25 protein-coding genes and 1 riboswitch are annotated in these 26,580 nt (G+C 45.1%); of the genes, 24 read left to right on the top strand and 1 reads right to left on the bottom strand.

The window, feature by feature from the left end:
- Positions 1-44 precede the first annotated feature (44 nt).
- Positions 45-1,679, top strand: coding sequence for an extracellular solute-binding protein (locus MKY23_RS16510; RefSeq protein WP_339830875.1), 1,635 nt, complete (start codon positions 45-47; stop codon positions 1,677-1,679).
- 105 nt (positions 1,680-1,784) lie between these two features.
- Positions 1,785-2,459, top strand: a complete 675-nt coding sequence (locus MKY23_RS16505; protein ID WP_339830873.1) for a GntR family transcriptional regulator — start codon at positions 1,785-1,787, stop codon at positions 2,457-2,459.
- Positions 2,460-2,527: 68 nt separating this feature from the next.
- On the opposite strand, the gene MKY23_RS16500 is transcribed toward MKY23_RS16505, so the two are convergent.
- Positions 2,528-3,073 carry a cupin domain-containing protein gene (locus MKY23_RS16500; RefSeq protein WP_090916759.1) on the bottom strand — a complete coding sequence of 182 codons (546 nt, stop codon included), beginning with the start codon at positions 3,071-3,073 and terminating at the stop codon, positions 2,528-2,530.
- A gap of 178 nt (positions 3,074-3,251) precedes the next feature.
- Here MKY23_RS16500 and metH point away from each other — a divergent pair, with 178 nt between their 5' ends.
- The 22 genes from metH to MKY23_RS16390 all read left to right on the top strand — a co-directional run bounded on the left by metH (position 3,252) and on the right by MKY23_RS16390 (position 26,524).
- A complete protein-coding gene (metH, locus tag MKY23_RS16495; protein WP_339830870.1) occupies positions 3,252-6,692 on the top strand; it encodes a methionine synthase in 3,441 nt (1,146 codons plus the stop codon).
- 76 nt (positions 6,693-6,768) lie between these two features.
- A complete protein-coding gene (gene rnz, locus MKY23_RS16490; protein ID WP_339830868.1) occupies positions 6,769-7,713 on the top strand; it encodes a ribonuclease Z in 945 nt (314 codons plus the stop codon).
- Positions 7,714-7,835: 122 nt separating this feature from the next.
- Positions 7,836-8,000, top strand: coding sequence for a hypothetical protein (locus MKY23_RS16485; protein WP_339830866.1), 165 nt, complete (start codon positions 7,836-7,838; stop codon positions 7,998-8,000).
- Positions 8,001-8,080: 80 nt separating this feature from the next.
- Complete coding sequence (locus tag MKY23_RS16480; protein WP_339830864.1) at positions 8,081-8,890, top strand: TIGR01457 family HAD-type hydrolase; 810 nt, start codon at positions 8,081-8,083, stop codon at positions 8,888-8,890.
- Positions 8,891-8,897: 7 nt separating this feature from the next.
- Positions 8,898-9,719: a DNA-formamidopyrimidine glycosylase family protein gene (locus MKY23_RS16475; protein WP_090916751.1), complete on the top strand. Its 822-nt coding sequence runs from the start codon at positions 8,898-8,900 to the stop codon at positions 9,717-9,719.
- On the top strand, positions 9,709-10,557 hold the full coding sequence (locus tag MKY23_RS16470) for a deoxyribonuclease IV (protein WP_339830861.1): 849 nt from the start codon (positions 9,709-9,711) through the stop codon (positions 10,555-10,557). The genes MKY23_RS16475 and MKY23_RS16470 overlap by 11 nt, the downstream gene beginning before the upstream one ends.
- A gap of 18 nt (positions 10,558-10,575) precedes the next feature.
- Positions 10,576-10,917, top strand: coding sequence for a cyclic-phosphate processing receiver domain-containing protein (locus MKY23_RS16465; RefSeq protein WP_339830859.1), 342 nt, complete (start codon positions 10,576-10,578; stop codon positions 10,915-10,917).
- Positions 10,914-11,231 carry a thioredoxin family protein gene (locus MKY23_RS16460; RefSeq protein ID WP_090916746.1) on the top strand — a complete coding sequence of 106 codons (318 nt, stop codon included), beginning with the start codon at positions 10,914-10,916 and terminating at the stop codon, positions 11,229-11,231. Before MKY23_RS16465 ends, MKY23_RS16460 begins: the two co-directional genes overlap by 4 nt.
- Positions 11,228-12,007 (top strand): ATP-binding cassette domain-containing protein, encoded by a 780-nt coding sequence (locus MKY23_RS16455; RefSeq protein WP_339830856.1) that lies wholly within the window; start codon positions 11,228-11,230, stop codon positions 12,005-12,007. Before MKY23_RS16460 ends, MKY23_RS16455 begins: the two co-directional genes overlap by 4 nt.
- Positions 12,008-12,013: 6 nt before the next feature.
- A complete protein-coding gene (locus MKY23_RS16450; protein WP_339830854.1) occupies positions 12,014-13,063 on the top strand; it encodes an SAM-dependent methyltransferase in 1,050 nt (349 codons plus the stop codon).
- A 186-nt stretch (positions 13,064-13,249) separates the two neighbouring features.
- On the top strand, positions 13,250-14,737 hold the full coding sequence (locus MKY23_RS16445; protein WP_339830852.1) for a serine/threonine-protein kinase: 1,488 nt from the start codon (positions 13,250-13,252) through the stop codon (positions 14,735-14,737).
- A gap of 16 nt (positions 14,738-14,753) precedes the next feature.
- Positions 14,754-15,776, top strand: a complete 1,023-nt coding sequence (locus MKY23_RS16440) for an SAF domain-containing protein (RefSeq protein WP_339830850.1) — start codon at positions 14,754-14,756, stop codon at positions 15,774-15,776.
- Between the two features lie 60 nt (positions 15,777-15,836).
- A complete protein-coding gene (locus tag MKY23_RS16435) occupies positions 15,837-16,550 on the top strand; it encodes a hypothetical protein (protein ID WP_154957398.1) in 714 nt (237 codons plus the stop codon).
- A complete protein-coding gene (locus MKY23_RS16430; protein ID WP_339830848.1) occupies positions 16,547-17,377 on the top strand; it encodes a hypothetical protein in 831 nt (276 codons plus the stop codon). Before MKY23_RS16435 ends, MKY23_RS16430 begins: the two co-directional genes overlap by 4 nt.
- A gap of 34 nt (positions 17,378-17,411) precedes the next feature.
- Positions 17,412-19,211: an ATPase, T2SS/T4P/T4SS family gene (locus MKY23_RS16425; protein ID WP_339830846.1), complete on the top strand. Its 1,800-nt coding sequence runs from the start codon at positions 17,412-17,414 to the stop codon at positions 19,209-19,211.
- Positions 19,201-21,267, top strand: coding sequence for a hypothetical protein (locus tag MKY23_RS16420; RefSeq protein WP_336120154.1), 2,067 nt, complete (start codon positions 19,201-19,203; stop codon positions 21,265-21,267). The genes MKY23_RS16425 and MKY23_RS16420 overlap by 11 nt, the downstream gene beginning before the upstream one ends.
- Positions 21,268-21,328: 61 nt before the next feature.
- Positions 21,329-21,814 carry an ABC transporter permease gene (locus MKY23_RS16415; protein WP_090916729.1) on the top strand — a complete coding sequence of 162 codons (486 nt, stop codon included), beginning with the start codon at positions 21,329-21,331 and terminating at the stop codon, positions 21,812-21,814.
- Between the two features lie 16 nt (positions 21,815-21,830).
- The gene (locus MKY23_RS16410; protein ID WP_336120153.1) at positions 21,831-22,229 is read left to right on the top strand and encodes a hypothetical protein; all 399 of its coding nucleotides are present in this window, start codon (positions 21,831-21,833) and stop codon (positions 22,227-22,229) included.
- On the top strand, positions 22,226-22,777 hold the full coding sequence (locus MKY23_RS16405) for a hypothetical protein (protein WP_336120152.1): 552 nt from the start codon (positions 22,226-22,228) through the stop codon (positions 22,775-22,777). Before MKY23_RS16410 ends, MKY23_RS16405 begins: the two co-directional genes overlap by 4 nt.
- A complete protein-coding gene (locus MKY23_RS16400) occupies positions 22,764-23,786 on the top strand; it encodes a hypothetical protein (RefSeq protein WP_336120151.1) in 1,023 nt (340 codons plus the stop codon). Before MKY23_RS16405 ends, MKY23_RS16400 begins: the two co-directional genes overlap by 14 nt.
- Positions 23,787-23,840: 54 nt before the next feature.
- A complete protein-coding gene (locus tag MKY23_RS16395; RefSeq protein ID WP_090916720.1) occupies positions 23,841-25,394 on the top strand; it encodes an ABC-F family ATP-binding cassette domain-containing protein in 1,554 nt (517 codons plus the stop codon).
- Positions 25,395-25,433: 39 nt separating this feature from the next.
- Positions 25,434-25,543: riboswitch (TPP riboswitch) on the top strand.
- Between the two features lie 249 nt (positions 25,544-25,792).
- Complete coding sequence (locus tag MKY23_RS16390; RefSeq protein ID WP_154957392.1) at positions 25,793-26,524, top strand: thiamine phosphate synthase; 732 nt, start codon at positions 25,793-25,795, stop codon at positions 26,522-26,524.
- The last annotated feature ends 56 nt before the right edge of the window (positions 26,525-26,580 follow it).

Raw genomic sequence — 26,580 nt, 5'->3', positions numbered from 1 at the left:
TTGCACACATAGGTTTGGAAACTAAACAAAAGGGGATGAATGGATTGAAAAGAAAGCCTCGTAAACGGATTAGCAAGATGATTCTGGCAATGACAATGTCTGCTGTACTTGCTGCTTGTAGCAGTGGTGCCGGGACTGGCCCAGATGTTACCGAAGTGGGCACGAAATCAGCCATGGAGAGTTATAAAGTGGGCGAAACATTCAAAGCGACGGAACCATTTAATCTTTCTATTTTGTATAGTGATCATCCGACGTATCCTTATAAAAAAGACTGGCTGTTATTCAAAAAAATATCGGAGATGACAGGAGTTACGTTGGAGCCAACCATCGTGCCGATGAGTGACTATCCACAGAAGCGATCGCTGTTAATCAGTTCTGGCGATGCTCCGCTCGTTATTCCAAAGACTTATCCGGGTGAAGAATCTGCTTTTGTATCTTCTGGAGCGATTCTGCCGATCAGTGATTACATTGATTTGATGCCAAACTTCAAGGACAAAATTGAAAAGTGGAAACTCGAACCTGAACTTGAAGGACTGCGTCAGGAGGACGGTAAGTATTATGTTTTACCAGGATTACATGAGGAAGTATGGCCTGATTATACACTGATCATAAGAACAGACATTTTTAAAGAAAATAATATTGCCATTCCTACAACTTGGGATGAACTCTATACCGCAGCCAAAAAATTAAAAGAAATCTATCCGGACTCCATTCCATTTTCAGACCGTTTCAAATTCAACAGTACACTTGGCATTGCAGCTACGGGTTTTGGGACTAAGGCTGGATGGGGATATGGAAATGGCTTGACCTACAAAGCCGACCAGGATGAATTTGTTGCCACGGCAACGACGCCAGAGTACAAAGAATTGCTGACGTTTTTTAACAAAATGGTTGCAGAAGGACTCCTTGATAAGGAAAGCTTTACGCAAGACGATGATCAAGCTACTCAAAAGTTCGTTTCGGGTAAATCATTTATTATTAACGGTAACTCACAGACACTTGTACTGCATCGAAATGATATGAATAAAACGTTGGGTGAAGGGAAATTCTCGATTGCTAAGATCACAGTTCCGGGAGGGCCGAAAGGGCAGCTGATGTCGGGTTCCAGACTCGAAAACGGTGTGATGATTTCCGGGAAGATTAAAGATAGTGACAATTTCAAAGCGATTTTACAATTTATCGACTGGTTGTATTACAGTGATGAGGGACAGGAATTTGCGAAGTGGGGTGTAGAGAACGAGACGTACACTAAAGAAGGTGGCAAACGCAAGTTAGTAGATGATATTAATTACAATGGTTTGAACCCTAAGGGTACGAAAGACCTTCGCGTTGACTTCGGATTCTCTGGTGGTGTATTTGCTTACGGTGGAACAACAGACCTGCTTCAATCCATGTTTAGCGAAGAAGAACTTGAGTTCCAGAAAAATATGAAAGAGACAAAGGAAGTGATTCCGGCTGAACCACCTATCCCTTATTCTTCCGAAGATCGTGAACGTGTAACACTGATGAGCACGCCGCTCAAAGACTACACAGACCAGAATACGTTGAAGTTTATTATAGGTGAACGGAAGTTATCCGAGTATGATACATTCCTAAAAGAGCTGGAGAGTCAGGGTTTGTCCAATTATGTGAAGATGGCGAACGACACTTATAAGACGTATAAGGAAAACAAAAAGTAATTTGTAAGATCTGAAGCCGAGCTACCGTTTCGCTAAAGTTATTTAAGTGAATCGGTAGTTTGTGCTAATATGAAAGGAATATGGCTGAGAGAAAGAGGTCAAGGCATGGCATTTAATCAGAAAACAAGAGGCTCTACCAGGGCGTATTCTTATAATTTGCTCAAAGAACGAATTCTTCATCTGGAGCTTGAACCAGGTACCAAAATTTCCGAAAAAGAGATCGCAGATGAATTACAGGTGAGCCGCACACCGGTACGAGAAGCTTTTATGAAGCTTGCCGAAGAAGAACTACTGGATATCATTCCACAGAGTGGCACGATTGTTTCGCATATTAACCTGGAGCATGTGGAAGAAGGCAGGTTTATGCGCGAGAAGATGGAGAAGGAAATTGTCATGTTAGCCTGTACTTCGTTTCCTGAAGAGTACATGTTCAAATTAGAAACCAACATTGCCATGCAGGAAGTGTGTATTGGGAAAAAGAACTTCTATCGACTGTTCGAATTGGATGAGGAATTCCACCAGATTTTGTTTCAGGGCACTGGAAAGCTACGGACGTGGAAAATGTTGCGACAGTTGAACATGCCGTTTAATCGATTACGACTACTCCGGTTAGCAGAAGACTCGAATCTTGAAGTGATTATCTCTCAACATAAAGAGATTTTGAGGCTGGTTACAGAGCGTCAGACGGAGGAAGCAGCACAGGTTATGGAAGCACATCTTAGGCTTGTAGTATACGAGCAGGAGATTTTAAAGGACAAGTATCCTCACTATTTCATATAGGTTATCACACTAACCCCCGACTCTCATGAGCAGGGGGTTAGTTAAGCACGTTAACTTTTTAATCAAAGTTAGGCGTTTTTGATAAACGTTGGATCAGGATACGGATCGGCGATCCAGCCGTCTTTTTCGATGAACAGGCGCACCGCAATAATTTGTTTGTTCTCCATTAAAGTGAAGAAGTGCGGTGTGTTTTCAGGAACGGAAATAACGTCACCCGGAGACAGTTCTACATTGAAGTAACCTGTATCATCAGTTGCTTTAATGACAAAGATACCTTTACCTGCAACAATTGCACGGATTTCATCTTCCGCATGCGTATGGATCTCTTCGAACTTGGCCAGTTTCTCTTCGATGTCTGGTGTTTGCTCGGAAAGGGTAATGACATCCCAGATTTGATACCCGCGGCGTGCCGCCAAGTCTTTGATCTCATAATCGAAGGTTTCTAATACTTCTTGCTTCTGATCATCCGTTAAGCCGAAGTTGTTTTGCAGTTCCGTGTTTAATTTGGAAGCGTCCCACTTCTCGTATAATACGTCATATTTGTTCAAGAAATTTCGAACGTTCTCGTCTCCAGTGATTCGTTCGTTCGTATTTCGGATAACAATTTCAGCCATGCGCTTTCCCTCTTTTCCACTTGGATTAATTGATATTATATCGGATTGCTCAAAATTTGTCGATTCACAATTCTGCTTCATTCCTGCAAATCCGCGACCTTTCGGGAGCAAAACCGATCTTTCACATTAAGTAAGTTTCTGTTAAACTAAGATTTAACGTTTTGCGGGGGTGAAGATATTGGATAAGCTTAGTCTACACGATGCAATAAAACAACGAATATTAATCCTCGACGGCGCAATGGGGACAATGATTCAACAAGTGGATCTGACCAGCGAAGATTTCGGCGGTGAAGATCTGGATGGATGTAATGAAATGTTGGTGCTAACCCGTCCAGACTTGATCCAACGTATTCATGAGGATTATCTGGAAGCTGGTGCCGATTTAATCGAGACCAATACATTTGGTGCAACTTCAGTGGTTCTCGCCGAATACGATATTCAAGATCGTGCACGTGAAATAAATCTCGAAGCGGCCAGAATTGCAAAAGCAGCTGTTGACCGCTTCTCCACACCGGAGTCACCACGATATGTGGTCGGAGCGATGGGACCAACAACCAAAACGCTGTCTGTGACTGGCGGGGTGACATTCCAAGAGCTGGTGGACAGTTATTTCGAGCAGGCCCTCGCTTTAATAGAGGGAGGCGTTGATGCGCTACTGCTTGAAACTTCACAGGATACTCTTAATGTCAAAGCAGGTAGTATCGGTATTCAGCAAGCATTTGATCAAAGCGGTATCAAGCTGCCTCTCATGATCTCAGGAACCATAGAACCGATGGGTACGACCTTGGCCGGTCAGAACATCGAATCTTTTTATATATCCTTAGAACACCTTAACCCAATCTCGGTAGGACTAAACTGTGCGACGGGTCCGGAATTCATGCGTGACCATATTCGATCTCTGTCTGGCATGGCATCTGTAGCTGTGAGTTGTTATCCCAATGCAGGTTTGCCTGACGAGAATGGTAACTATCACGAATCACCGGATTCACTTGCGCAGAAGATCGGTGCTTTTGCAGAACAGGGTTGGTTGAACATTGCAGGAGGATGTTGCGGAACAACGCCAGCACATATCCGGGCCATGCGTGATACACTCGCCAAATACCCCCCAAGAGAATTGAACGGAACACACCCGCCTGCATTGTCGGGAATTGAACCGGTATATGTCGAACAGGACAATCGTCCATATATGGTTGGTGAGCGCACCAACGTGCTTGGTTCACGGAAATTCAAACGACTAATTGTCGAGGGCAAGTACGAAGAAGCTTCCGAAATTGCCCGGGCTCAAGTGAAAAACGGTGCACACATCGTTGACGTCTGCGTACAGGACCCTGACCGTGAGGAAACGGAAGATATGATCAAGTTCCTTGAACTTGTGGTCAAAAAAGTAAAGGTTCCGCTGATGATCGACACAACAGATGCCTCAGTTATTGATACAGCGCTTCAATATTCTCAAGGGAAGGCGATTATTAACTCCATTAACCTTGAGGATGGCGAAGAGAAATTTGAGTTGGTAACACCTTTGTTGCATAAATATGGCGGAGCGGTAGTTGTCGGAACGATTGACGAGCGTGGTCAGGCGATCAGCCGCGAGGACAAGCTTGAAGTAGCCAAACGTTCGTATGATTTGCTGGTGAACAAATACGGGTTGAAGCCAGAAGACCTGATTTTTGATACACTGGTCTTTCCGGTAGGAACGGGTGATGAGCAGTACATCGGATCTGCAAAAGAAACGATTGAAGGTATCCGTATCATTAAAGAAGCGTTACCAGAGTGTCATACGATTCTGGGTATTAGTAACATCTCCTTTGGTTTGCCTGAGGCTGGTCGTGAGGTGCTAAACTCCGTGTTCCTGTACGAATGTACTAAAGCAGGGCTGGATTATGCCATCGTGAATACCGAGAAGCTGGAGCGCTACGCGTCCATACCGGAAGAAGAACGCAGACTCTCGGAAGAGCTTTTATATAATACAAACGATGATACTCTGGCTGCCTTCGTAGCGGCATTCCGTAACAAAAAGGTAGAGAAGAAAGAAAAAATCTCGAACCTTTCATTAGAAGAACGTCTCGCATCTTATGTGGTTGAAGGAAGCAAAGAGGGTTTGTTGCCCGATCTGGAGCAAGCTCTAGCCAAATATACAGCGCTTGAAGTCATCAACGGTCCGTTGATGCGCGGCATGGAAGAAGTCGGGCGTCTCTTTAACAACAATGAGTTAATTGTAGCGGAGGTTCTTCAGAGTGCAGAAGTGATGAAGGCTTCCGTCGCATATTTGGAGCAGTTCATGGAGAAGAACGAAACTTCTGTCAAAGGAAAGATCATTCTTGCCACCGTTAAAGGGGATGTACATGATATCGGTAAGAACTTGGTGGAGATCATCTTGTCCAACAACGGTTACCGGATCATTAATTTGGGTATAAAAGTACCACCAGAGCGTATTATTGAGGCGTATAGGGAAGAAAAAGTGGACGCTATTGGCCTCTCGGGTTTGCTCGTTAAGTCTGCTCAGCAGATGATTCTTACCGCTCAGGATCTGCGCACGGCTGGTATTGATGTGCCAATCATGGTAGGTGGAGCGGCATTGACTCGTAAGTTTACCAAAAACCGGATTCGTCCTGAATATAACGGAATGGTAGTCTATGCGAAGGATGCAATGGATGGTCTGGATCTGGCAAACAAGCTGATGAATCCAGTGTCACGGGAAGCGATGCAAGCAGAAATGGATGCGGAAAAAGAAGCTGATGCTTCAAATGTAGGAGAGGTTCAAGCACTACCTGAGTTAACCCGGGTAGAACGCTCGGCCATTTCAGCTGATCATCCGGTGCTTGTACCCCCTGATCTAGAGCGACATACATTGCGGAATTACCCGTTATCACACATCCTGCCTTATGTGAACATGCAGATGCTGCTTGGACACCATTTGGGACTTCGTGGTTCAGTAGAGCAATTGCTCGCTGCGGGTGATCAGAAGGCAACCGATTTGAAAGCGGTCGTTGATGGCATTATGCAGGAAGCGGTTCGTGACGGAATCATTCAGGCTCATGCGATGTATCGTTTCTTCCCGGCGCAGTCGAGCGGCAATAGCGTCATCATTTATGATCCGCAAGATACGAGCAACATCCTGCATACCTTTACGTTCCCACGCCAGAAGGTGGAGCCGTTCCTGTGTCTGTCCGACTTCCTGAAGCCAGTTGAATCCGGTGAAATGGATTATGTGGGCTTCCTCGTTGTCACTGCGGGACATGGTGTGCGCGAGCTGTCGACGGCATGGAAGGATCAAGGGGATTATCTACGTTCGCATGCGTTGCAGTCTGTAGCACTGGAAGTGGCGGAAGGACTGGCAGAACGTGTGCATCACATGATGAGGGATATCTGGGGCTTCCCTGACCCGGCTGATATGACGATGAAACAACGTCATGGCGCACGTTATCAGGGGATTCGAGTATCTTTTGGATATCCGGCTTGTCCGGATCTGGAGGATCAGGGTCCGTTATTCAAGCTGATGCAGCCTGAAGATATCGGAGTAGAGTTGACGGAAGGTTTCATGATGGAACCTGAAGCATCGGTGTCCGCGATGGTATTTAGCCATCCGCAGGCCAAATATTTTAACGTCGAAAAAGCATAAATTGATAAGTTGTTCAGGCAAGCCCTCCGCATGGTCGGAGGTTTTTTGCTGGCAACAGAAAGAGGTGCGATCCAGAATGGAACTATATTTCCTGGGAACTAATGCTGGTGTACCTACGCTGCAACGGAATGTAACGTCCATTGGACTACGAATGTTGGATGAGCGCAGAGCGCTGTGGTTGTTTGACTGCGGGGAAGGGACACAGCATCAGATTTTAAGTTCTCCGCTTAAACTAAGCAAATTGGAGAAAATATTTATTACCCATCTGCATGGTGACCATGTGTTTGGATTACCTGGTTTGCTGTCCAGCAGGGCATATCAGGGTGGAACGACTCCGCTTACGGTGTATGGACCACCAGGGACGGAGCGCATGATTGCAACAACGATGGAGATTAGCCAATCTCGTTTGAATTATGATTTGAATATTGTGGAGCATACTGGCGGTGTATTGTTTGAAGATGACAGCTTTATCGTCGAATCGGCCCTGCTCGAGCACCGTATTGACAGCTATGGGTATCGGGTTACGGAGAAAGATCGCCCAGGTAGTCTTGATTCGGCTAAATTAGCGGCTTACGGTCTGAAACCAGGCCCGTTGTTCGGACGGTTAAAGCGGGGAGAGACGATTACATCAGACAGTGGTGATACGGTACGTCCTGAGGATGTTTTAGGAGCACCGAAACGTGGAATGGTGATTACGATTCTGGGTGATACCCGTCCTTGCGAAAACGTGAAACCTCTGGCCCAGGATGCAGACGTTCTTGTTCATGAAGCGACGTTTATGCATGATCTGGCTGACACTGCTCATGAGTACTATCATAGTACATCCAGACAAGCGGCGGAAGCGGCCCTAGCGGCAAATGTGGGTCAGCTCATTATGACTCACTTCAGTTCCCGTTATAAAGATGAGGAACAGCTTCAGCCACTACTCGATGAAGCGAAGAGCATCTTTCCGAACACAAGGCTTGCGAACGAGCACCAACTGATTCCTGTGGTTCATGAGAAGCATGATTCTTCGCAATAAAGCAGAGGACTTGATTCATGACGCAGGCCATATCAACAACCGGCGAGTGAGACGGGACTGAGGGAGAAATATTCCCGAGGTCCCTTTTGCAATCTGTTCAGAAAGCGTGTAGGATGGGCAATATGAGCAGGGAAATTTTCCGAATTATTTTCCGGGAAAGCGCAGGAAATGACAAGCTTGTACAGAAGACGCGCGAGTTAAACCGTCTGTGTTCGATCCGGTTCGACTTGTTATGTGACTCTTTCTATGAGGCTGAACCCTCCTACATGCTTGAATACATAGTATAAAGGTTTGTTTGCATCGCCTGATTTTGTTAAGGGGATGAAATGTTAACAGAATGAAGGAATGAAGAAAGGAAGTGCAATGTATGATTAAGGCCTATCTGATCGATCTGGATGGTACATTGTATCATGGCAGGCATCGTATTGATGGAGCCGATGAGCTCATTCGCACGTTGCGAAAGCAGGGAGTACCTTATTTGTTCGTGACCAATAATTCTTCCCGTACACCCCAAGGTGTGGCTGATCATTTAAATGGCATGGGGATAGAAGCGGATGCTTCCGAGGTATGTACCTCTGCGGTTGCCGCGGCTGAATACGTTGCTGCAGATTTCCCCGGGGCGAAGGTGGCATGCATCGGGGAACGTGGGCTGTTACAGGCCATTGAAGAAGCGGGTTTAATTCTGACGGAGGATGAGCCAGATGTTGTGATCCAAGGCATCGACCGTGAATTTACCTATCAAAAATTAACGAAGGCACTCCGCTGGATTAATGGGGGAGCTAAGTTTATTATGACTAACCCTGATCTTCAGCTTCCGGCTGATGATGGATTAACGCCCGGCGCGGGCACGATTGGGGCTGCGATTGAGGCGGCGACCGGCGTTCAGCCAACGGTGATCGGTAAACCCTCAAGCATTATTATGAGATCAGCCATACGCCGGTTGAACTTGAAGGCAGAAGAAGTGGCTGTTATCGGAGATAATATGCGCACGGATATTGCTGCAGGCGTGGCAGCAGGCTGTGAAACGATACTTGTTCTGACAGGCATTACTACACATGAAAATATGGATGGACATATTCAAGCAGTGAAGGCACGTCCAGATCATGTTTTTGAAGATTTGCATACAATGACTGCATGGTTAGCCCAAAAGGCAGGCCAGGCTTCCAAGAAGGAGTAGATAAAGAATGCCAGAGTTACCGGAAATGGAAAATTACAGGATGTTATTGTCCGAGCATATACTTGATTTACCGATAACAGGAGTAGTTGTGAACCGTGAAAAGACGATCAATACGACTGCTGATGTGTTCATAGATGAGTTAACAGGCAATCGGATTATATTTGTGGAACGGCGCGCTAAACATCTGATCTTTCACCTTGCAAACGGCAAACGTCTTGTGTTGCATCTTATGCTGGGTGGCATGTTGTTCTGGGGGACAGAGAACGAGCGTCCTGACCGCACCACACAGGTAGAGATTCAATTCGGAGAACATATTCTGTTCTTCATCGGTTTGCGTCTTGGGTACTTGCATCTGATGACTTCCAAGGAGACAGAAGAAGCAATGTCCGATCTAGGTCCAGAACCTCTGGATCGAAGAATGAATAAGGAACGTTTTGCTGGACTGCTTAAAGGTCGCCGGGGAACACTCAAAACAACCTTGGTAAATCAACATATTATCGCTGGCATCGGCAATTGTTATTCAGATGAAATCGCCTTTGCTGCGGGACTTAGACCGAGCTCAAAAACGCAGAACATTGCGAACTCAACTGAACTGACAGAGCGACTGTATCACTCTATGCAATCGGTGTTACGTGAGGCTGCGCACGAGGGCGGTTATATGGAAATGCCGCTAATGCAGGGAGACAACAAAACAGGAAAGTTTGACGAGCAGTGCCGGGTATATGACCGGGAGGGTGAAACTTGTCCTCGCTGCGGGGGAACCATTGAACGAGTTGAAATTACGGGCAAAAAGGCATTTTTCTGTCCGCAATGTCAGCATGAGGCCTAAAACCGGCATCGGCGCACATGTAAGCACTAAAGGTGGATTTTTACAGGCGGCCAAGAGAGCATATGAGATGGGAGCGACGGCTTTTCAGTATTTTCCGAAAAATCCGCGCAGTCTTAGTCTGAAAAGTCTTGATCAAAAAGATGCTACATTGTGCAGGGACTGGTGTGAAGAACATGGTATGGCATCCATTGCTCACTCACCTTATCCTACGAATCCGGCACTAGGTATGACCCGTGGAGAGGCGGGGTTTCATGCTATTGTTTCATCGATTCGCAATGATCTTGAGATTTCTAATGCATGTGGTTCGGTTGGAACGGTTGTTCATTTTGGCCATATACAGACGAAAGATCCGCTAGAGGGATATCGTAATTTGATTCACTGTCTGGACACCGCGCTGGAAGGGTGGCAAGGCGAATCCAAAATTTTGCTTGAAAATCAGGCAGGGGATCATGGACCCATGGGGACAACGATGGAGGAAATGATCCAGATTCGCAAGCTGAGTCGATTCCCTGAGCATATTGCATTTTGTTTCGACACATGTCATGCTTTTGCTTCAGGGATGTGGAAGGCTGGAGATGAGAACGTTTTGTTGGAAAAAGGCAGGCAGCTGGGATATTGGGATGACCTGGCGGCTGTTCATTTTAATGATTCCAAATATGCATCCGGTCTGAACAAAGACAGACATGCGAGAATTGGTCATGGACATATGGGCTATGAATCAATGAAGAAACTGTTGCAAGCACCCCATATTAAGCAGGCGGTAGTTGTAATGGAGACGGAAACAGGAGAAGACGGAACGCACAGTGAAGATATACAGCTCATGCGTTCCTGGTTATAAGTGGGGAGGTGCGAGACGATGCATGTTTTTCTGGATGACTATCGTTCTTGTCCAAAAGGGTTTGTTCTGGCTACCAATGCTGAGGAATGCCTTTTGTTATTGCGAGATGGCGAAGTAGACATTCTATCACTGGACTATGAACTTGGGCCGGATTCGATGAATGGCGGTGAAGTAGCTGCAGCGATTGTACGGGAAGGGCTCTATCCGCGTGAGATCTATTTACATACGTCGAGTATGTACGGAAAACGCCAGATGTACGAGATGTTGTATAGCAACAAACCTGAATCCGTTATAATTCATAACGGTCCGATGACAGGTGAAGTCATGTTGCGAGTGGCTGCGGAGGCTGAAAAGTTATGAAGCCGATTACGTCTAAAATGGTAATGCGCGGTGTATGGGAAGGGTTGCCTCAAGCGGTATTTATCTATACTCCGTTATGCGGAACGTGTGCAGCAGCTCGTCGAATGCTGGAGGTCGCTGAGCACATGTTGCCAGAAGGTGTTTTATATGAGATGAATATTCATGATATTCCGGAGCTTGTGCAGCAGTTTCAGATTTCGAGTGTACCGGCTTTAATGTTGTTTGATGGTGACCAAGATGTACCCAGGATGGTCTATCGGATGAACTCGGTTGAGCATCTGCTCAATGAGATTCGGAAGGCGGTGTTAAAATGAGTGTTGTAGTGATGCAGAACATTTCGCTTCGTCGCGAAGAAAATCAAATACTTGATGACGTTCATTTACGCATTGAACCAGGGGAACATTGGGTTATCCTGGGGCGTAATGGATCAGGTAAAACTACACTGCTGGAAATGATGAATGGATATATGTTTCCAAGTTCGGGACGCATTGAAGTGCTCGGTAATGTGTACGGGCAATGCGATGTCCGGGAGGTTCGCAAAGAGATCGGTTATATCAGCCAAACACTGATTGAAAAATTGACCTTACGTGATCCGGTGTGGGAGGTTGTCGCTACAGGAGCCTATGCCTTTTTGCGCTTTTATCAGACGATTCCAGATGAAGTGAAAACAAAGGCGATGCAACTGCTGGATGAGATGGGTTTCGCAAAACTGGCAAATCACCCGCTGGGAACGTTATCCCAGGGAGAACGAAAAAAAGTCATGTTGGCACGTTCGTTAATGGCGGAACCAAAGTTGCTTATTATGGACGAGCCATGTGCGGGCCTTGATCTGTATGAACGTGAGAAGATGCTGATTGAAATTGATCGTCTGCGCCAGCGGAATATGACGGTGGTGTACGTCACCCATCATGTGGAAGAGATCGTGCCGTTGTTTACTCATGTCGCATTGATCCGTGATGGACGCATTGCTGCGGCGGGGCCAAAACATGAGATTTTAACAGAAGATACAATTAAGCATACGTATGATATTCCGGTGGAAGTTCAATGGCATGAGGATCGTCCATGGATACGCGTACGTTCTGGAGGGTAACACAAGTTGAGTACACAATCGTTTTCGGGAGAAACAGACTTTTCCCGTTTTATATGCACGGCCAATCACGGATTTGCACCTTATGCACAGGAGGAGCTGCGCCGTACTTTTGGAGCAGTGAAGAGCACGGTGCTGGTTCCAGGTGAGATTCTACTGGCTGGTTTACCAGTTGCAGAGGAAGAAGTTTCGATTAGACTTCTGCAAGAGTCTCCGACGTTTTTGCGTCATATTCAGCCTGTTCAATTTCAAGAGAATACAGAGGATGCGGAGCAGTCTCTGGAGAAATTGATTGCATTTATTCTGAACCATAAGGAATTGTCTGATGCGCAGGTCGTCTTGCAAACTCGCAAAACGGAGGGTTCTTTTTGGCGCGAAAACGCAGCTTCTTTGAAACAAATGCTGACGGAAAAACTGGATGATCTGGGCTGTGAATGGGTTATTCGGGATGCGGAATATGTCATTTCGGTATTTGCTGCTAATGATATGTTATATGCAGGTGTATCCAGACCGGAACAGAATCTGTCCGACTGGAGTGGCGGAGCGATCCGTTTTCAGAAGGAAGAAGGACAAATCTCACGAGCCAAGTTTAAGTTGCTTGAAGCGGAGCAAACGTTTGGTATTGATTTTACTTCGTTTCACAAAGCACTTGATATTGGCGCAGCGCCTGGGGGATGGACATCATTCCTGCTTGAGCGCGGGCTTGAGGTAACCGCGGTAGACCCGGCGAAGATGGATGCAACCTTACTGGCTTCACCTAAATTGACGTTTTTGAAAAAAAATGCAGGGGATGTGCGCTTCCGCGAAGGTGAGTTCGATCTGCTTGTATGTGATATGAGCTGGAGTCCGAAGCTGATGAGCAGACTGGTATCTGACCTTCTGTATAGTCTCCAATCCGGTGGGACAGCCATTGTTACGGTGAAATTGCTTCACAAGAAACCACTTGCGCTTATAAAAGAAGTGATCGATACGTTTGAGCGTTCACGGATGCAGATTCAGCGTTCGAAGCAGCTGTTTCATAATCGTGAAGAGATCACGCTTTATATGATTAAATATTAAGTCATTTAACTTATAAAATATTCTGCTTTACAACGGTTGATTATGTGTACTATAATGATACCAATATTAACCATAACGACAATAAATTTGAGGGAAAGCATCCCGAAGTGAGCATGACTGGAATTTCAGTGTGCTCATTATCGGTGAAGCTTTCCCTTTTTATGTTGTTTGGAAGGAGGTAGACCTATGAGACATCCGGCGAGGCTGGAACGCGGGAGCCTGCTGGGAGGTAGATATCGTATCCTATCGATTCTTGGTTCAGGAGGAATGAGCCATGTGTATGAGGCAGAGGATTTGAAGCTGCCAGGGAAGATCTGGGCTGTGAAGGAAAGTGTCACGAAGATGCCCTATGAAGACAGTATGGAGAGAGAAGCGGCTCTGTTGACATCACTTCGGCATCCGAGACTTCCGCAGATTGTTGATTTTTTTGCTCCTGACGATGACGGTTATACGTACCTTGTCATGGAATATATTGAAGGGTTAACGCTGAGCGACTACTTCAAACAGTGCCGGGGTAAAATTCCGGTGGAACAGTTGATGGAATTTGTACTTCAATTACTGGATGTTCTAAGTTATTTGCATAACTTGGATCCTCCTGTCATTTACCGAGACCTGAAGCCGTCCAACATTATGATTACACCAGAGCATGAAGTGCGCTTGATTGATTTTGGCATTGCCCGCAGTTATAAGACGCATCTTGCTGAAGATACGGTTAAACTCGGGACTGCTGGATTTGCGGCACCAGAACAATATGGTTCCGGACAAACGGATGCACGTTCAGATCTATATGGTCTTGGAGCCTTGATGCTGTATCTAATGACGAGTGGAGCTTACACCGAATGGATTCAAGGCGTAGAAAGTTCTATACGGAGTGATGTCCCGCGAACATACGCCCCTGTTGTCAGACGATTGCTACGATATGACGTGAATGAAAGGTTTCAAACGGCGAATGAGGTGAGGAAGGAGCTGCTTCGAATACCGGGAATGATGTCCTCGCCTGTAGATCAACAGCTAACGCTTGGCGTGGGCACGAGAGTAATTGCTCTTACCGGGGTTTCAGCGGGTGCTGGTGTTACTCATACAGCTATAGCGATCAGCCATTATCTGGAGAGGCAGAACTTTAAGGTCGCAGTGATCGAAATGTCACCTCGCTCTCAATCATTTACACGTATCCAGCAAATTGCACTAGGTGGTAAACCTGTAGCATCAAGCAGGCAGTTTGCGGTGGATGGCGTGCATTATTGGAAGCAGTCTGGCCGGGCCGATATTTTATCCCTGCTGGGCGGCAGCTATCAATTTATTGTGATGGATCTAGGAAGCGGACAGGATCAGAATCGATTAGAGGAGCTTTTGCGTGCAGATCTGCCTATCATTATTGGTTCTGGTGCAGAATGGAAACAAGCGGAGATTGGAGCTTTTGTACGCACGCATTATCGCTTTCCCCGGGAGAAATGGATATACTGCCTTCCGCTCGCCGCAACAGACGCAGTGGAGCGTGTACGTAAAACACTGGATACATCCCACGTATACGGTTTACCACTGCAGCTGGACCCATTTGACAAGGATGTTCATATGGATAAGGTATTCTCACAAATTCTAGGGCATTTAATGGTAGGGCAGACCCCAAAACGTTCATTTTTTTCACTTAAAAAGTACATGAGTAGAGGAGATTAGGAAAGGAGAGCCTCTTTTGTCCAAATTAAGAAAACAAAGTCGTCAACTGATTTATGCAGGACTGATTGGAGCAGGAGCTGTTGGTATGATTTTTGGAGGTTATGTGGTATATCAGCTGAGCACCAAAGAGGATGTCAGATCAGCTATGGAGGAACGTTATCTGTCAGCGTATGAGGAGAAAGAAGCGGAATTGTTGCAACAGTGGAATTCTGGTGCCCGAGGGTGGGTAACCATCAGGGATATCGAAGCGGGAGAACTTATCTCACCAGAGGATCTGAAACTGATTGCAATACCGGACGCTCAGGCTCCACGCAATCTATGGTCTAGTTCGCAAAAGCTGGAAGGACAGTCAGCTAAAATTGAGCTTAAAAAAGGAACGGCGATTACAACGGAGATGGTATATGAGGGAACACCTGCATCGGCTGATTTAAGAAATCGCGAGTTGCAAGTGGTATTGCTACCATCTTCGCTAGCCAAAGGAGACATGATCGACGTACGTATTCAGTTTCCTACAGGTCAAGACTACATTCTCTTGTCCAAGAAAAAGGTGGAACGGTTAAACGCAGCAACACTATGGATTACGATGACAGAAGAAGAAATTTTGTCGTTGTCCAGTGCGATCGTGGATGCCTATTTACATAAAGCTTCAATCTACGCTCTAACCTATGTAGAACCACAATTTCAGACAGCAGCTATTCCGACATATCCAGCCAATTCCGAAGTGTTAAAGCTACTGGAGAGTGATCCCAACATCGTTCGTCATGCCGAGCAGGAATTATCGAGACAAGTTCGAAATTCACTCGAAAGTTCGCTCGCTGCCTCCATGTCAGCCCCATCTAATGGTGTCGAACAAGATGTGGCACAATCTTCTGTTACGTATAATAAAAGGCCAACAGTTCAAGATTCATCTGAGCATCAAGGAACGATCTGGAACGACGGATCAGGCAATAGGGGAACAGATCACACGGGAGAGGCACCGGACGTTATTGAATCTTCAACTTTGAACGAGCAACAGCAATTGCTGATGGGAAATGAGTAATTTGCATTAAATCATTAATTTTTATAACAACATTAAATTGAGATTGAGGGGCGCTAATCAGTGCACATTTGGATTTTTGCAGGTTTATGTGAGAAAAATGATCTGATGTTATATCTGAGTAAAATACTTGCTTCAACAGGTAAGCGGGTTCTCTTAGTGGACGGTACGTTGCAACAAAAATATGGATACAGTGTTGGAGATCATCAGCAATCATTACGAGTTGTGGAATTTGAGGGATTTGATATTGCATGTCATTTTGTTACTTCAATGGCGGTAGAACAACATTTGCAGATCAACGGTGAGAGCCTGGATGGTTATGATTATGTGTTATATGACATCGAGACCTTGCACTTTGCTTCACCTCATTTATGGCTTGCCGCAGAAGTTCGCGTCTGGGTGAGCGATTATGAACGATATAATCTGGAACGAGGGAAAGGGTGGCTGGAAAAGTTATTCAACGAGCATGAGCTTCCTGAAGAGCTGGCTTTCCAACGAATGCTGATTAATGGAGTGGATTGTAGACTTGAAGCCCAATATCTGTGGGCCTACCTTGAGGGTGGCCCCTTTCGTTGGACTGGAGAGTCCCTGATCCTCCCGTGGGATGAACTGAGTGCTGCGGTCAAGCTTGAAAATGAACATTATCACCGTGTGAATCTCGGCCCACTGTCCAGAAATTACAAAAAATCCTTATGTCGTGTTGTGGAACAACTGACCGGGTGGGAGAGCGTTCGCAGCCGCCGTGCGATCAAAGAAGCGGGGAGGATGAGGGCATGAGTACGGTTGCTTTTTGGAGTCCATTTGCTGAAACGGGATGTTCCTCAAGTGCATTAATGAGTGCCTATGCGACAGCATTCCAGTATAGAGCCAGAGTATTGCTTGTCAACACAGGTCCGGCAAATTATGGTGTAGAATCAGGAATATTTCAGGATGAGAAGAGTTCAGCCGATGTCTCATATTCTTTTGAAGAAAATGGTTGGGATGCTGTTGAACGGCTGTTTATTAGTGGTAGCCTTAACAAGCACAACCTGAAAGATTACACCAAACCGCTGTTGAAAGAGCAGCTTGATCTACTGACTGGGAGCGTGTATAGAAAGGAGCGCTCTGTGAGTGAAAAAGAGGAGTTGTTAAAAAAACTGCTGGAGACTGCTAATCAATGTTATGATCTTGTGCTTCTGGATGCAGGGCAATCTAATGTTGATTCACAGCTTATTGTGCAGCAGGCTGATTATGTTGTCGTTGTTCTGAATCAGAATATGAGGGATCTGGAACACTTTTTCGAAGAGATCCTGCCTGAACAAATAACAGAACGGAAGCTACATGTACTTATCAATAAATATGATTCGCATTCTCGTGCTACACTCTCCAATATAAAGCGTGGTTTTAGATACAAGGGAAGTCTTTCCGCAGTCCCGTATACGACCGGGTATCTGGATGCGATCAACCGCAGAGATGTCGCCAGATACTTGCAACTGGAGAGTCTGACTGAGAAAAAACAAGTTCAAAAAGGGAGTTTTGCCTCAGCTATGGCTGAACTCGCTCGCCTGATTATGGATGGTACGGGCATGCGTACTGTGCTGAAGAGGCTGGAAAGGGGAGCCTGAATCTCTAGTGGTCTGGAATGCGATATTCATCACAATGATTCTAATTACAGGTATATGGTATGTATGGTTCAAGTATCGAGCCTATATCCGGGAAAAAAATGAACGTATACCTGAGCAAGAGTACTTTACGTTTGAGACATTGATTGAACAAGTGAAAAATTCATTGCATGAAATAAGCCATAGCCAGCTTTCCGATGCCGGTTTACATGAAGAAGAGTATCGCCGCAGAATCAATCAACGAGCTGAGATGAGAAAGGCGCTCAAAAGCTGTGTATCAGGAAGCATCAGTGACAAGACGTATGTCAAAAACCTGATTAGTGACTTGTTGACACGAAGTATTGGTTTGAATAAATCCAACGTCGACGAAGTGATGATGTTTGCTGAACCAGAACGATTAAGCGTGCAAGACCGCTTCGAGATCATCTTTTATTTATACCGTGAGCAATTTGGGGTAGATGCTCTTTCCAGAATGATTGATACCTATGATTTAGGTAAACTCCGATTGGAAGAAGGCTCAGAAGATAGCGGGAGTTACTATATTTCCGATCAAGATATCCAGCATGTTTTTGATTGTGAATACCGGGAATTGGGATTTAGAGAAAAGGTAGAAATTATCGTGCAGCGTATCTACCAACAATATAAAGGATTCTCGGTAGTAGATGAAATCAGGGATCAACGGATCGATGGTGTCAGCGGAGGGGTAAGCGGGGCTCTTGAAATACTGCCATATACGGGGAATCATGTACCGGCTTCATGGAATGATCTTTTGGAACATGCTTTTGAGGATGAGCATAACGAGGAACCGCTAAGCGGGATGGAGAGTGTATGGATTTTTTATAAAGGGAAGTCTATTCATTTGTCTTTCTTAAGCTTTGGCAGCATCCGGGAGTTGAAACGAGTGTGTCAGAACATATATAAATACAATTATCCTGGTCAATTATCGGAAGCAAGTGGTTATAAAGTGAATGAGATGAAAGACGGCTCACGTGTTGTCGTTGTGCGTCCTCCTTTTGCGGAATCCTGGGCATTCTTTGTTCGGAAGTTTGATATTCCCAACGCCTCCCTTGAACAATTGATTACAGGTAACAACGCACAATTACCAATAGAACTGTTGCAATATTTGATGAAAGGTAGTCGGATCACGGCAGTAACCGGTGCACAGGGCTCTGGTAAAACAACATTGCTGATGGCGATGGTGAAACATATCTATGCTTCCTATACTTTGCGTGTACAGGAGATGGCATTTGAGTTGCAATTAAGACGGATATACAGTCGCCGTAACATTCTGAGTTTTCGGGAAACGGAACATATATCGGGTCAGCAGGGACTGGATTTACAGAAAAAAACAGATGGGACAGTAAACATTCTTGGTGAGGTTGCGAGTGATGAGGTGGCTGCCTGGATGATTCAGATGTCACAGGTGGCGAGTTTGTTTACCCTGTTTACACATCACGCCAAGACATTCCGTGATCTGGTGTTTTCACTCCGGAATTCATTACTTAAAACAGGAATGTTTCAGCATGAACATATTGCTGAAGAACAGGTTGTCAGTGTCATTAACTTTGATGTTCATATGAAAAAAGATGCAGAGGGCCGCAGATATATTGAGCGGATTACTGAATGTATTCCCCATTCCCGTGAAGCGGAAAGTATGGAAGAAAGGGCGGGGTTCACATTTAGAAATGTCGTAGAGTATCGTCAAGGGAAATATGTGGCTACTGCTCCGATCTCGGCTTCTAGCATCGTAGACATGCAGGAGCAGATGACGCTACCAGATGCCGAGAAGTTTGGGCGGTTTATTGGACAACACTGGGGTGAAACCTATGAGCATTAAATGGCTATTGTTGGTTGTAGTCGGTTTTTGTGTAATTGGTTTAGTCATCACGCTGATCATTCTTCGTATGCTGAGGCAGAGAGAGTCAACCTCGATGTACGCTACGGGGAAAATCGTGAATTTTCAAGGTAAGAAGTATAGAGATTGGGGAAGTTTCCTGTTGCAGGCATATCAAGTCGGTATGAAGATACCCTTGCTTTCCACGTATATTTTGCAAGTGCAAAAAAGAATCTCATATCGTTATGCCAGTGATGAACCAGCGCTTCGCAGAGTCACGATGACTGTTGTTCTGATTATTATGGGCGGGTACGGAAGTGTTAGTACAGTGTTGTTTTGGTTACAGCCAGGTATCGCTTTTATTCTTCTGGCTGCGCTGTGTGCTATCGTGCTGAACAGTCTTGTGTTAGATATGTGCCTGAGTCGTATGGAGAAAAAACTGCTGGTGCAAATGTTAGATTTGTTCGCCGATGTAAGACATCGGTATCATCAGCATGGCATGGTTGAGGAAGCGCTCTATGAAGCGTCCGAAGCAGGTACAGGAGAAGCTGCCGAGCAGGTGAGGCTAATCTATGAAGTGTTGACTTCTCCCGACCCCAATGAAGCACTTGAACGATATTATGAAGTGGCACCCAACCGTTTTCTCAAAGGTTTTGCCGGTGTATCTTATATGGTGATGGAGTTCGGAGATAAGGATAAGGAGCAGGGCTCCATCTATCTGAAAGGTATAGGTAATCTTACTCAGGAGATACACCTGGAGATATTAAGGCGTGACAGGCTTGATTATCTGCTACAAGGGTTAAACGTGATTGCTCTTGTACCTGTACTCTTTACAGGGCCAATTGAGCGTTGGGCTCGGGTCAGTTTCCCGACGATGGATGATTTTTATCGAAGCAAACTTGGTTTTATCACTAAAATATCCATATACATTATCATCATTGTTGCTTACTTGCTATTACAGCGTCTTCAGCAATATGATGAAACCCGCTACCGCTCCGGGAAGAAACAATCCAGACTGGATCGTTTTTTGTATAAGCATATTTTTTTGCGGAGGCTGGCGATGCTCTTTGCAGCCAAACCAGGAACAACTCCTTACAATCAGACGATCAGGTTAATGAGAGAGAGCAGTACCGAGCTGAAATACGAATGGTTAGCTATTCGCAGATTATTGCTATTCGCAAGTTGTCTGGTTCTGACTGTAGGCTTGATTCTTTTGCTACATCAAGTCGAGCGTAATCACATATTGCACGATCCAATCAGGGATGACCGCATGTTTGGTGCAATGTCAGAGGCAGATTTGAAAGTTGCCCGAGAGAAGACGGCACTGGATGGAAAAGTTATGGCGTATGTTGAGATGAAGCGAGCAGCCACATATGAAGATATTTCCAATGCGCTGTTGCAACTTGCACCAGCCCAGCTTGATCATGATGCTCAGACAGCAACAATTCAGCGGATTATAGACAAGATCGAATCATATAACAACCAATATATGCGTTGGTGGGAGATTGTTTTGGCACTGCTCATAGGGATAGGGGGCTATAATCTGCCCATCTGGCTTATGTTGTTCCAGCGTAAAATGCGAAGGTTGGATATGAGACATGAAATTTATCAATTTCAGACAGTCATTTCGATTTTACGAGAGATGGATCGAATGTCTGTGGAGGAGATCGTAGAATGGCTTAATCGATTCGCTGTCATTTTCAAAAGGCCACTACAAAAGTGTTTGTTGCACTTCGAACATGGGGCTGAACAAGCGCTTGAACAATTAAAAGAGGAGGTGGGTTTGCCTGAATTTCAACGTTTGATTGATAAACTGCAACTGGCTCTAGGTAAAATATCCATTCGAGAAGCTTTTGATGATTTAGAAAGCATGATGGCCTTTTATTTTGAACAGCGCAAACAGGAGTATAGCAAAATCATTGATATCAAGGCTGGATGGGGGAGGACGATCGGTTTTACACCCATGTACGCTCTGATCTTCATGTATCTTGTTATTCCGCTGGTAGGCATGAGTTTTGTACAGATGAGCATGTATTATGAACAAATCCAGAAATTGTAGTGTTTCGCTTGTACGAAGAACTGAAAAATAATCATTCATAACACTTTAGGAGGTATTTAGTATGAATAATGCATCAAGTGCTTTAAAGGTGGCAGCGGGGATATTTTTGACGATTGCTTTGATTACGATTGTAGTTTTGTTATTTATTTCGGCTCAGGAGGCAACGAAAACAGCTCAGAATAACTTTGCAGATATTCAAACCGAGCTTTCTCAGGCAGCATTTACTGTGTATGACGGAACAACCATCAGTGGATCACAAGTGACCAATGCTTTACGGAAATACGCGGACAAGGACCAGTTTGGTATTCAGGTTATTACAGGTAAAAACAAAGGCGGACAGTGGTACGGTAATCAGCTCAACATCTCTCAGGACGTTAATAATGCGGACTATGGTTCTGTCATTGCACCTGATGACAAGGTAGGCAGCATTAATCAGACGATGAGTGAAAAGGACAATCAATACGTTAATCCAAGCGGTAAATTTAAAGCCATTATCGTTAAAGACCGATCCAATGTGGTTAGAGGTCTGATATTCCAGCAATCCTGACTGGAGCTGGTTGAATATGACCCGGAACACACAGCATATGATGCTGTTCTGTACGGCGGTTGTCCTTTTTGTGACAGCCTGCCTGTACGGGCAGTGGAATATCCATATTTTAAACGAAGCCTTGAATGACAGGGTGAAAACAAATGCGGCTATGGAAGGAAGAGTTCATACGACACTTCTTACAGGTGGTTTTGTCGGATACACCGGAGCTGAGGTTCTGCATACGGTGCGGCAAATGACAGGTACAGGGGTTCATGTTCAGTTAGACGGTCATGAGTATGTGATTGATCCACTTGAACATCGATCAGCTATGATTCCGGTTGAGCTGGATGGGAATTATCGAGCTGAATATAACCGAAGTGCATCCGGTGAATTGTTAAAGCTTTCTTTTTGGAAGGAGGTACAGGGACCGTGATCAATGCAGTATCCAAATTGTTTGCGGTATTGCTTGGCGTTTTACTGCTCTATGTGTATCCTGCAGCCGAGACTGCTGAACGTCAGGATGATATTGCACGCTTGACAGCGACTCAGAGTGTCATACGATTTGTGGATGCTGTCCGCACCAAGGGATATATCTCACCTCGAATGCTCGCGGAGTTTCAAGAACAGTTAGCCCAAACGGGCAACAACTTTGACATATCCATGGAACATTTACACAAAAAATATGTCCCCCAGTATTCAGATCCGATGAGTCAGAGTAGCTTCATGGGTACATACGAGGTTGTTCATGATGCATACTACTTGTCACAGATTCAGGAGCGGTTATATCCGTTGTCTAGCACATTGTCCGTCGATGATCCCGGGCGCAGATATACGCTCAATATGGGTGACTTCTTCACCGTGAGTCTTAAAAGTACCAACCGCACACCTTCCATGATGATACGAGAATGGTTACAAGGTACAGTTCAGGCTTCTGCGATTTTTGCTTCTTATGGAGGTATGGTACTGAATGAAGATTACTGAGCTTTCTATCGTGTTTATTCTCATTTTCTTTCCGTTATTTTATATCTTCTCGTTTCATGCGCAAGATGCACAAGAGGCCAATGAACTGGCTTATCGCTACAAAACAGCGTTACAAACCGCAGTGATGGATGCTGGCGCGGTCATGCACCAGAATGAAAAACAACATGCTGAAGCAGGTTATGATTCTGCCAAGTTTGTTAAAGCGGATAAGGAACTGGCGTTGACCACCTTTACCCAAACGATGGCATTAAACATGGGCATACAGGATGACAAGGAAGCTATTCAACATATGTTTGACTATATTCCAGCGATTGTAGTTCTGGATTATGATGGTTATTACATTTTTGCCAAGGAAACCGAGATGACTGGGGAGATGGAAAAGTCTCATAGACATGTGTGGAGTCCCAAAAAACCTTATACATATTCAGATTCAGACGGAAATAGCATTAATTTCACACTTGACGGTTATGTGTATGCTTATGATGCTGGTGCAGGAAAATGGATCGAAGGATTTCAGCAGGAGCTGGCTTCGAATTCCACGATTCCATTGCTTCAGGACTCTACAACTTTTAAACAGGTGCGGCGTAGCCGGATCGTGACCCGAATACAGGAAGAACTTGCAGACGTAATCAATCGACATAATGAATTTTCCAGGAGAAATGGTGTCTCTTATCTATTCACGATGCCTTTAGTCTCGCAGGAAGATTGGTACAATTCGATCAATGATACGGGTATTATGGCTTTTATACAGGGGATCGCTGTAGGGGGTCAGAAGATTAACAATTATGCCATTGGTGGAGGCCGGCTAGTCAAAAAAACGGCGGTTGTTGGCGGGATTGATCCCGCAACAGGCATAAAATATCATTATCCTGCCACCTGTAACCCCGGTTTCCGTGCTGAAGAGGTGTTTACAACTGCAAGGCAGGCAGCCGCCAGAGGTTATTTCGAATATGATTGCTCCGCGCAAGTGTCATTACTTTCAGAAAAGACTGAACCTGTGCTAGAATAGGGTTTTGGAACGTGAACTAAAAGTAATGTATATAGATAGGAGCAGTCTCATCTTATGAGTTTATTGTCAGTAGAGAACGTCAGTCACAATTTTGGAGACCGTACGTTATTTAAAAATGTTTCGTTTCGTCTGCTTGCTGGAGAACGAGTGGGTCTGGTTGGGGCTAATGGTGCCGGAAAATCAACCCTAATGAATATTCTCACCGGAAAATTGCTTAAGGATAGCGGTAAAGTGGAATGGACGCCAAAAGTTCGATATGGCTATTTGGATCAACATACGAAGTTAACACCAGGCAAGACCATTCGTGATGTGCTTAAAGATGCTTTTTTGCCGCTACTGGAACTGGAGAAGCAAATGATGGCCATTACGGATCAGATGGCTGATGCCGATCCAGACAAACTTGAGCAGTTGCTTGAAGAAATGGGAGATATTCAGGAACAGCTTGAACAGGGCGATTTTTATCTGATTGATGTGAAAGTGGAAGAAATGGCAAACGGTTTGGGATTAAATGCAATTGGCCTTGATCGGGATGTTGCAGCTCTCAGTGGTGGACAACGTACGAAAGTCCTGCTTGCAAAATTGTTGTTGGAGAAACCCACTGCCCTTTTGTTGGATGAGCCGACAAACTATCTGGATGTAGAGCATATTGAGTGGCTAACTAGATATTTGAAAGACTACCCATATGCTTTTCTATTGATTTCCCATGATACAGAGTTCATGAATGAAGTGGTTAATGTCATTTATCATCTGGAATTTGCAAAATTGACGCGTTATGCGGCCAACTATGAGAAATTTCTTGAAATGGCGGATATGCAGAAAGCACAGCATATTGATGCCTATGAGAAGCAACAGGAATATATCAAAAAGCAGGAAGATTTCATTCAACGCAACAAAGCTCGAGCTTCGACCTCTGGTCGAGCGAAAAGCCGGGAAAAACAACTTGGAAAGGTCGAGCGAATTGATCGACCAGACGAAGCAGCAAAACCAACATTTAAGTTCAAGGATGCCCGCGCAAGTAGCAAAACCGTTTTTGAAGGTATTGATTTTGAGATCGGTTATACGTATCCATTACTACCTAAGATGACTATGACGATTGAACGTGGGGAAAAGATCGCGATTGTGGGATGCAACGGGGTAGGTAAATCAACACTGCTCAAAACGATCCTGGGTAAAATAGCGCCGATTAGCGGAAAAACGTTTCTTGGTGATTATTTGGAGACGGCATACTTTGAACAGGAAGTGCGAGCCGGGAATATTACACCGATCGATGATGTATGGAACGAGTTTTCACATCTAACACAGAACGAGGTGCGAGGACATCTTGCACGTTGCGGGCTCAAAAATGAGCATATTACTCGTCCGCTTAACATGCTGAGCGGGGGAGAGCAAGCCAAAGTCCGTTTGTGCAAACTGTTGATGCGTGAGAGCAACTGGGTCTTGTTTGATGAGCCGACGAACCATCTGGATGTAACGGCGAAGGCTGAGCTACAGCGGGCGCTGAAGGAATATAAAGGAACCGTTTTACTTGTATCGCACGAACCGGATTTTTATGAAGGCTGGGTCACCAAAACGTGGGATGTAGAAGAGTGGTCCGAAAAAGCACGATGACAAAAAAAACCGGTTGTGGTAATATAGGCTACAACTTCATATGAACACTAGGGGGGCCGCACGATGCGGCTGAGATGGAAGAATGCGATTCCGGACCCTTTGCACCTGATCTGGATCATACCAGCGTAGGGAAGTGGCGCGTTTCAGCGAAAACGATAGTAAATGATTCTTAACGTAAGAACAGGATCTTATTACATCGTGATGCCAAGCGGTTCAATATCAAAATAAACAGTTATAGATTTGACTATCAAACTGTTTAACAGGTATTTGTCAGACGCTTGTGATTGAACTGAACCTTTGTTTATACGCAGCCACTCCCCTACGGGAGTGGCTTTTTTGGTTTTATATTTGTCATTACTACTTCTCCAAGCCTGTAGCTGAAAGGAGCGAGAACGAGATTGCATACCTTGATGTTTGATTATGATGCTCATGAATCAGGTAAAACTTCAACAGACCAGTGGTACAAGCGGACAGATAAATCTGTACCAACGTGTGGACTAGAGCAAGACTTTTTTAAGTTACATGTGATATCTACGAATAAAGCGGAACAGTCAGTCATGTTGAAGGCAGCCAAAGATATATGGCCTTATGTGCATTACATTCATATCCGGGAAAAGCAACTCTCGCAACAGGAATGTTTTAACTGGGCCAAATTGATGGCAGAAGCGGGTGTTCCAGCTTCCCGCATTGTAATCAACGGTGCGAACCTATATTCGTCAGGCCATTTTTATCAAGGGGTACATTGGAGCCAAGATATGCTGGAAAGGGCAAAAGTAATGGTAAAGCCCGAGAACAAGCATGATTTGAGGCTCCGGTTGGGGATATCGGTGCATTCGTTGCATGAAGCGAGAATTGCCGAAGAGTATGGCGCGGATTACCTTTTTTTCGGGCATGTGTACGCAAGTGCAAGCAAACCGGATTCTGTAGCGAGGGGATTAGATGCATTATCGGAAGTGTGCTCCAGTGTCAAGGTACCTGTTATTGCAATTGGGGGGATCCAGCCGGATAACATTCGGGCCGTCAGGTCTGCGGGAGCCAGGGGTGCTGCTGTGATCTCAAGTGTGTTAAAACATGCAAACCCTGCTCATGCTGCTGCGCTTCTTAAACAGGCTGTGGAAGCAGTGAAGTGAATGTTTCTCGATCAAAAAGTTGGAAATGACGCCAACCTAATAAGATCGGAATGTTG

This window comes from Paenibacillus sp. FSL R7-0272 (assembly GCF_037969905.1).
Lineage (GTDB): Bacteria > Bacillota > Bacilli > Paenibacillales > Paenibacillaceae > Paenibacillus > Paenibacillus polysaccharolyticus.
Note: the sequence above shows the minus strand (reverse complement) of the source record. Positions and strands in the feature narration are given on the sequence as shown.

Bases quoted from the DNA above. Each gene is read 5' to 3' on its own strand.
- MKY23_RS16400 (WP_336120151.1), top strand. From the start codon at position 22,764: ATGAAGATTACTGAGCTTTCTATCGTGTTTATTCTCATTTTCTTTCCG.
- MKY23_RS16475 (WP_090916751.1), top strand. From the start codon at position 8,898: ATGCCAGAGTTACCGGAAATGGAAAATTACAGGATGTTATTGTCCGAG.
- MKY23_RS16485 (WP_339830866.1), top strand. From the start codon at position 7,836: ATGAGCAGGGAAATTTTCCGAATTATTTTCCGGGAAAGCGCAGGAAAT.
- MKY23_RS16420 (WP_336120154.1), top strand. From the start codon at position 19,201: ATGAGCATTAAATGGCTATTGTTGGTTGTAGTCGGTTTTTGTGTAATT.
- MKY23_RS16505 (WP_339830873.1), top strand. From the start codon at position 1,785: ATGGCATTTAATCAGAAAACAAGAGGCTCTACCAGGGCGTATTCTTAT.
- MKY23_RS16465 (WP_339830859.1), top strand. From the start codon at position 10,576: ATGCATGTTTTTCTGGATGACTATCGTTCTTGTCCAAAAGGGTTTGTT.
- MKY23_RS16430 (WP_339830848.1), top strand. From the start codon at position 16,547: ATGAGTACGGTTGCTTTTTGGAGTCCATTTGCTGAAACGGGATGTTCC.
- MKY23_RS16480 (WP_339830864.1), top strand. From the start codon at position 8,081: ATGATTAAGGCCTATCTGATCGATCTGGATGGTACATTGTATCATGGC.
- MKY23_RS16460 (WP_090916746.1), top strand. From the start codon at position 10,914: ATGAAGCCGATTACGTCTAAAATGGTAATGCGCGGTGTATGGGAAGGG.
- MKY23_RS16395 (WP_090916720.1), top strand. From the start codon at position 23,841: ATGAGTTTATTGTCAGTAGAGAACGTCAGTCACAATTTTGGAGACCGT.
- MKY23_RS16425 (WP_339830846.1), top strand. From the start codon at position 17,412: ATGATTCTAATTACAGGTATATGGTATGTATGGTTCAAGTATCGAGCC.
- MKY23_RS16470 (WP_339830861.1), top strand. From the start codon at position 9,709: ATGAGGCCTAAAACCGGCATCGGCGCACATGTAAGCACTAAAGGTGGA.
- MKY23_RS16410 (WP_336120153.1), top strand. From the start codon at position 21,831: ATGACCCGGAACACACAGCATATGATGCTGTTCTGTACGGCGGTTGTC.
- rnz (WP_339830868.1), top strand. From the start codon at position 6,769: ATGGAACTATATTTCCTGGGAACTAATGCTGGTGTACCTACGCTGCAA.
- MKY23_RS16415 (WP_090916729.1), top strand. From the start codon at position 21,329: ATGAATAATGCATCAAGTGCTTTAAAGGTGGCAGCGGGGATATTTTTG.
- MKY23_RS16455 (WP_339830856.1), top strand. From the start codon at position 11,228: ATGAGTGTTGTAGTGATGCAGAACATTTCGCTTCGTCGCGAAGAAAAT.
- MKY23_RS16500 (WP_090916759.1), bottom strand. From the start codon at position 3,073: ATGGCTGAAATTGTTATCCGAAATACGAACGAACGAATCACTGGAGAC.
- MKY23_RS16445 (WP_339830852.1), top strand. From the start codon at position 13,250: ATGAGACATCCGGCGAGGCTGGAACGCGGGAGCCTGCTGGGAGGTAGA.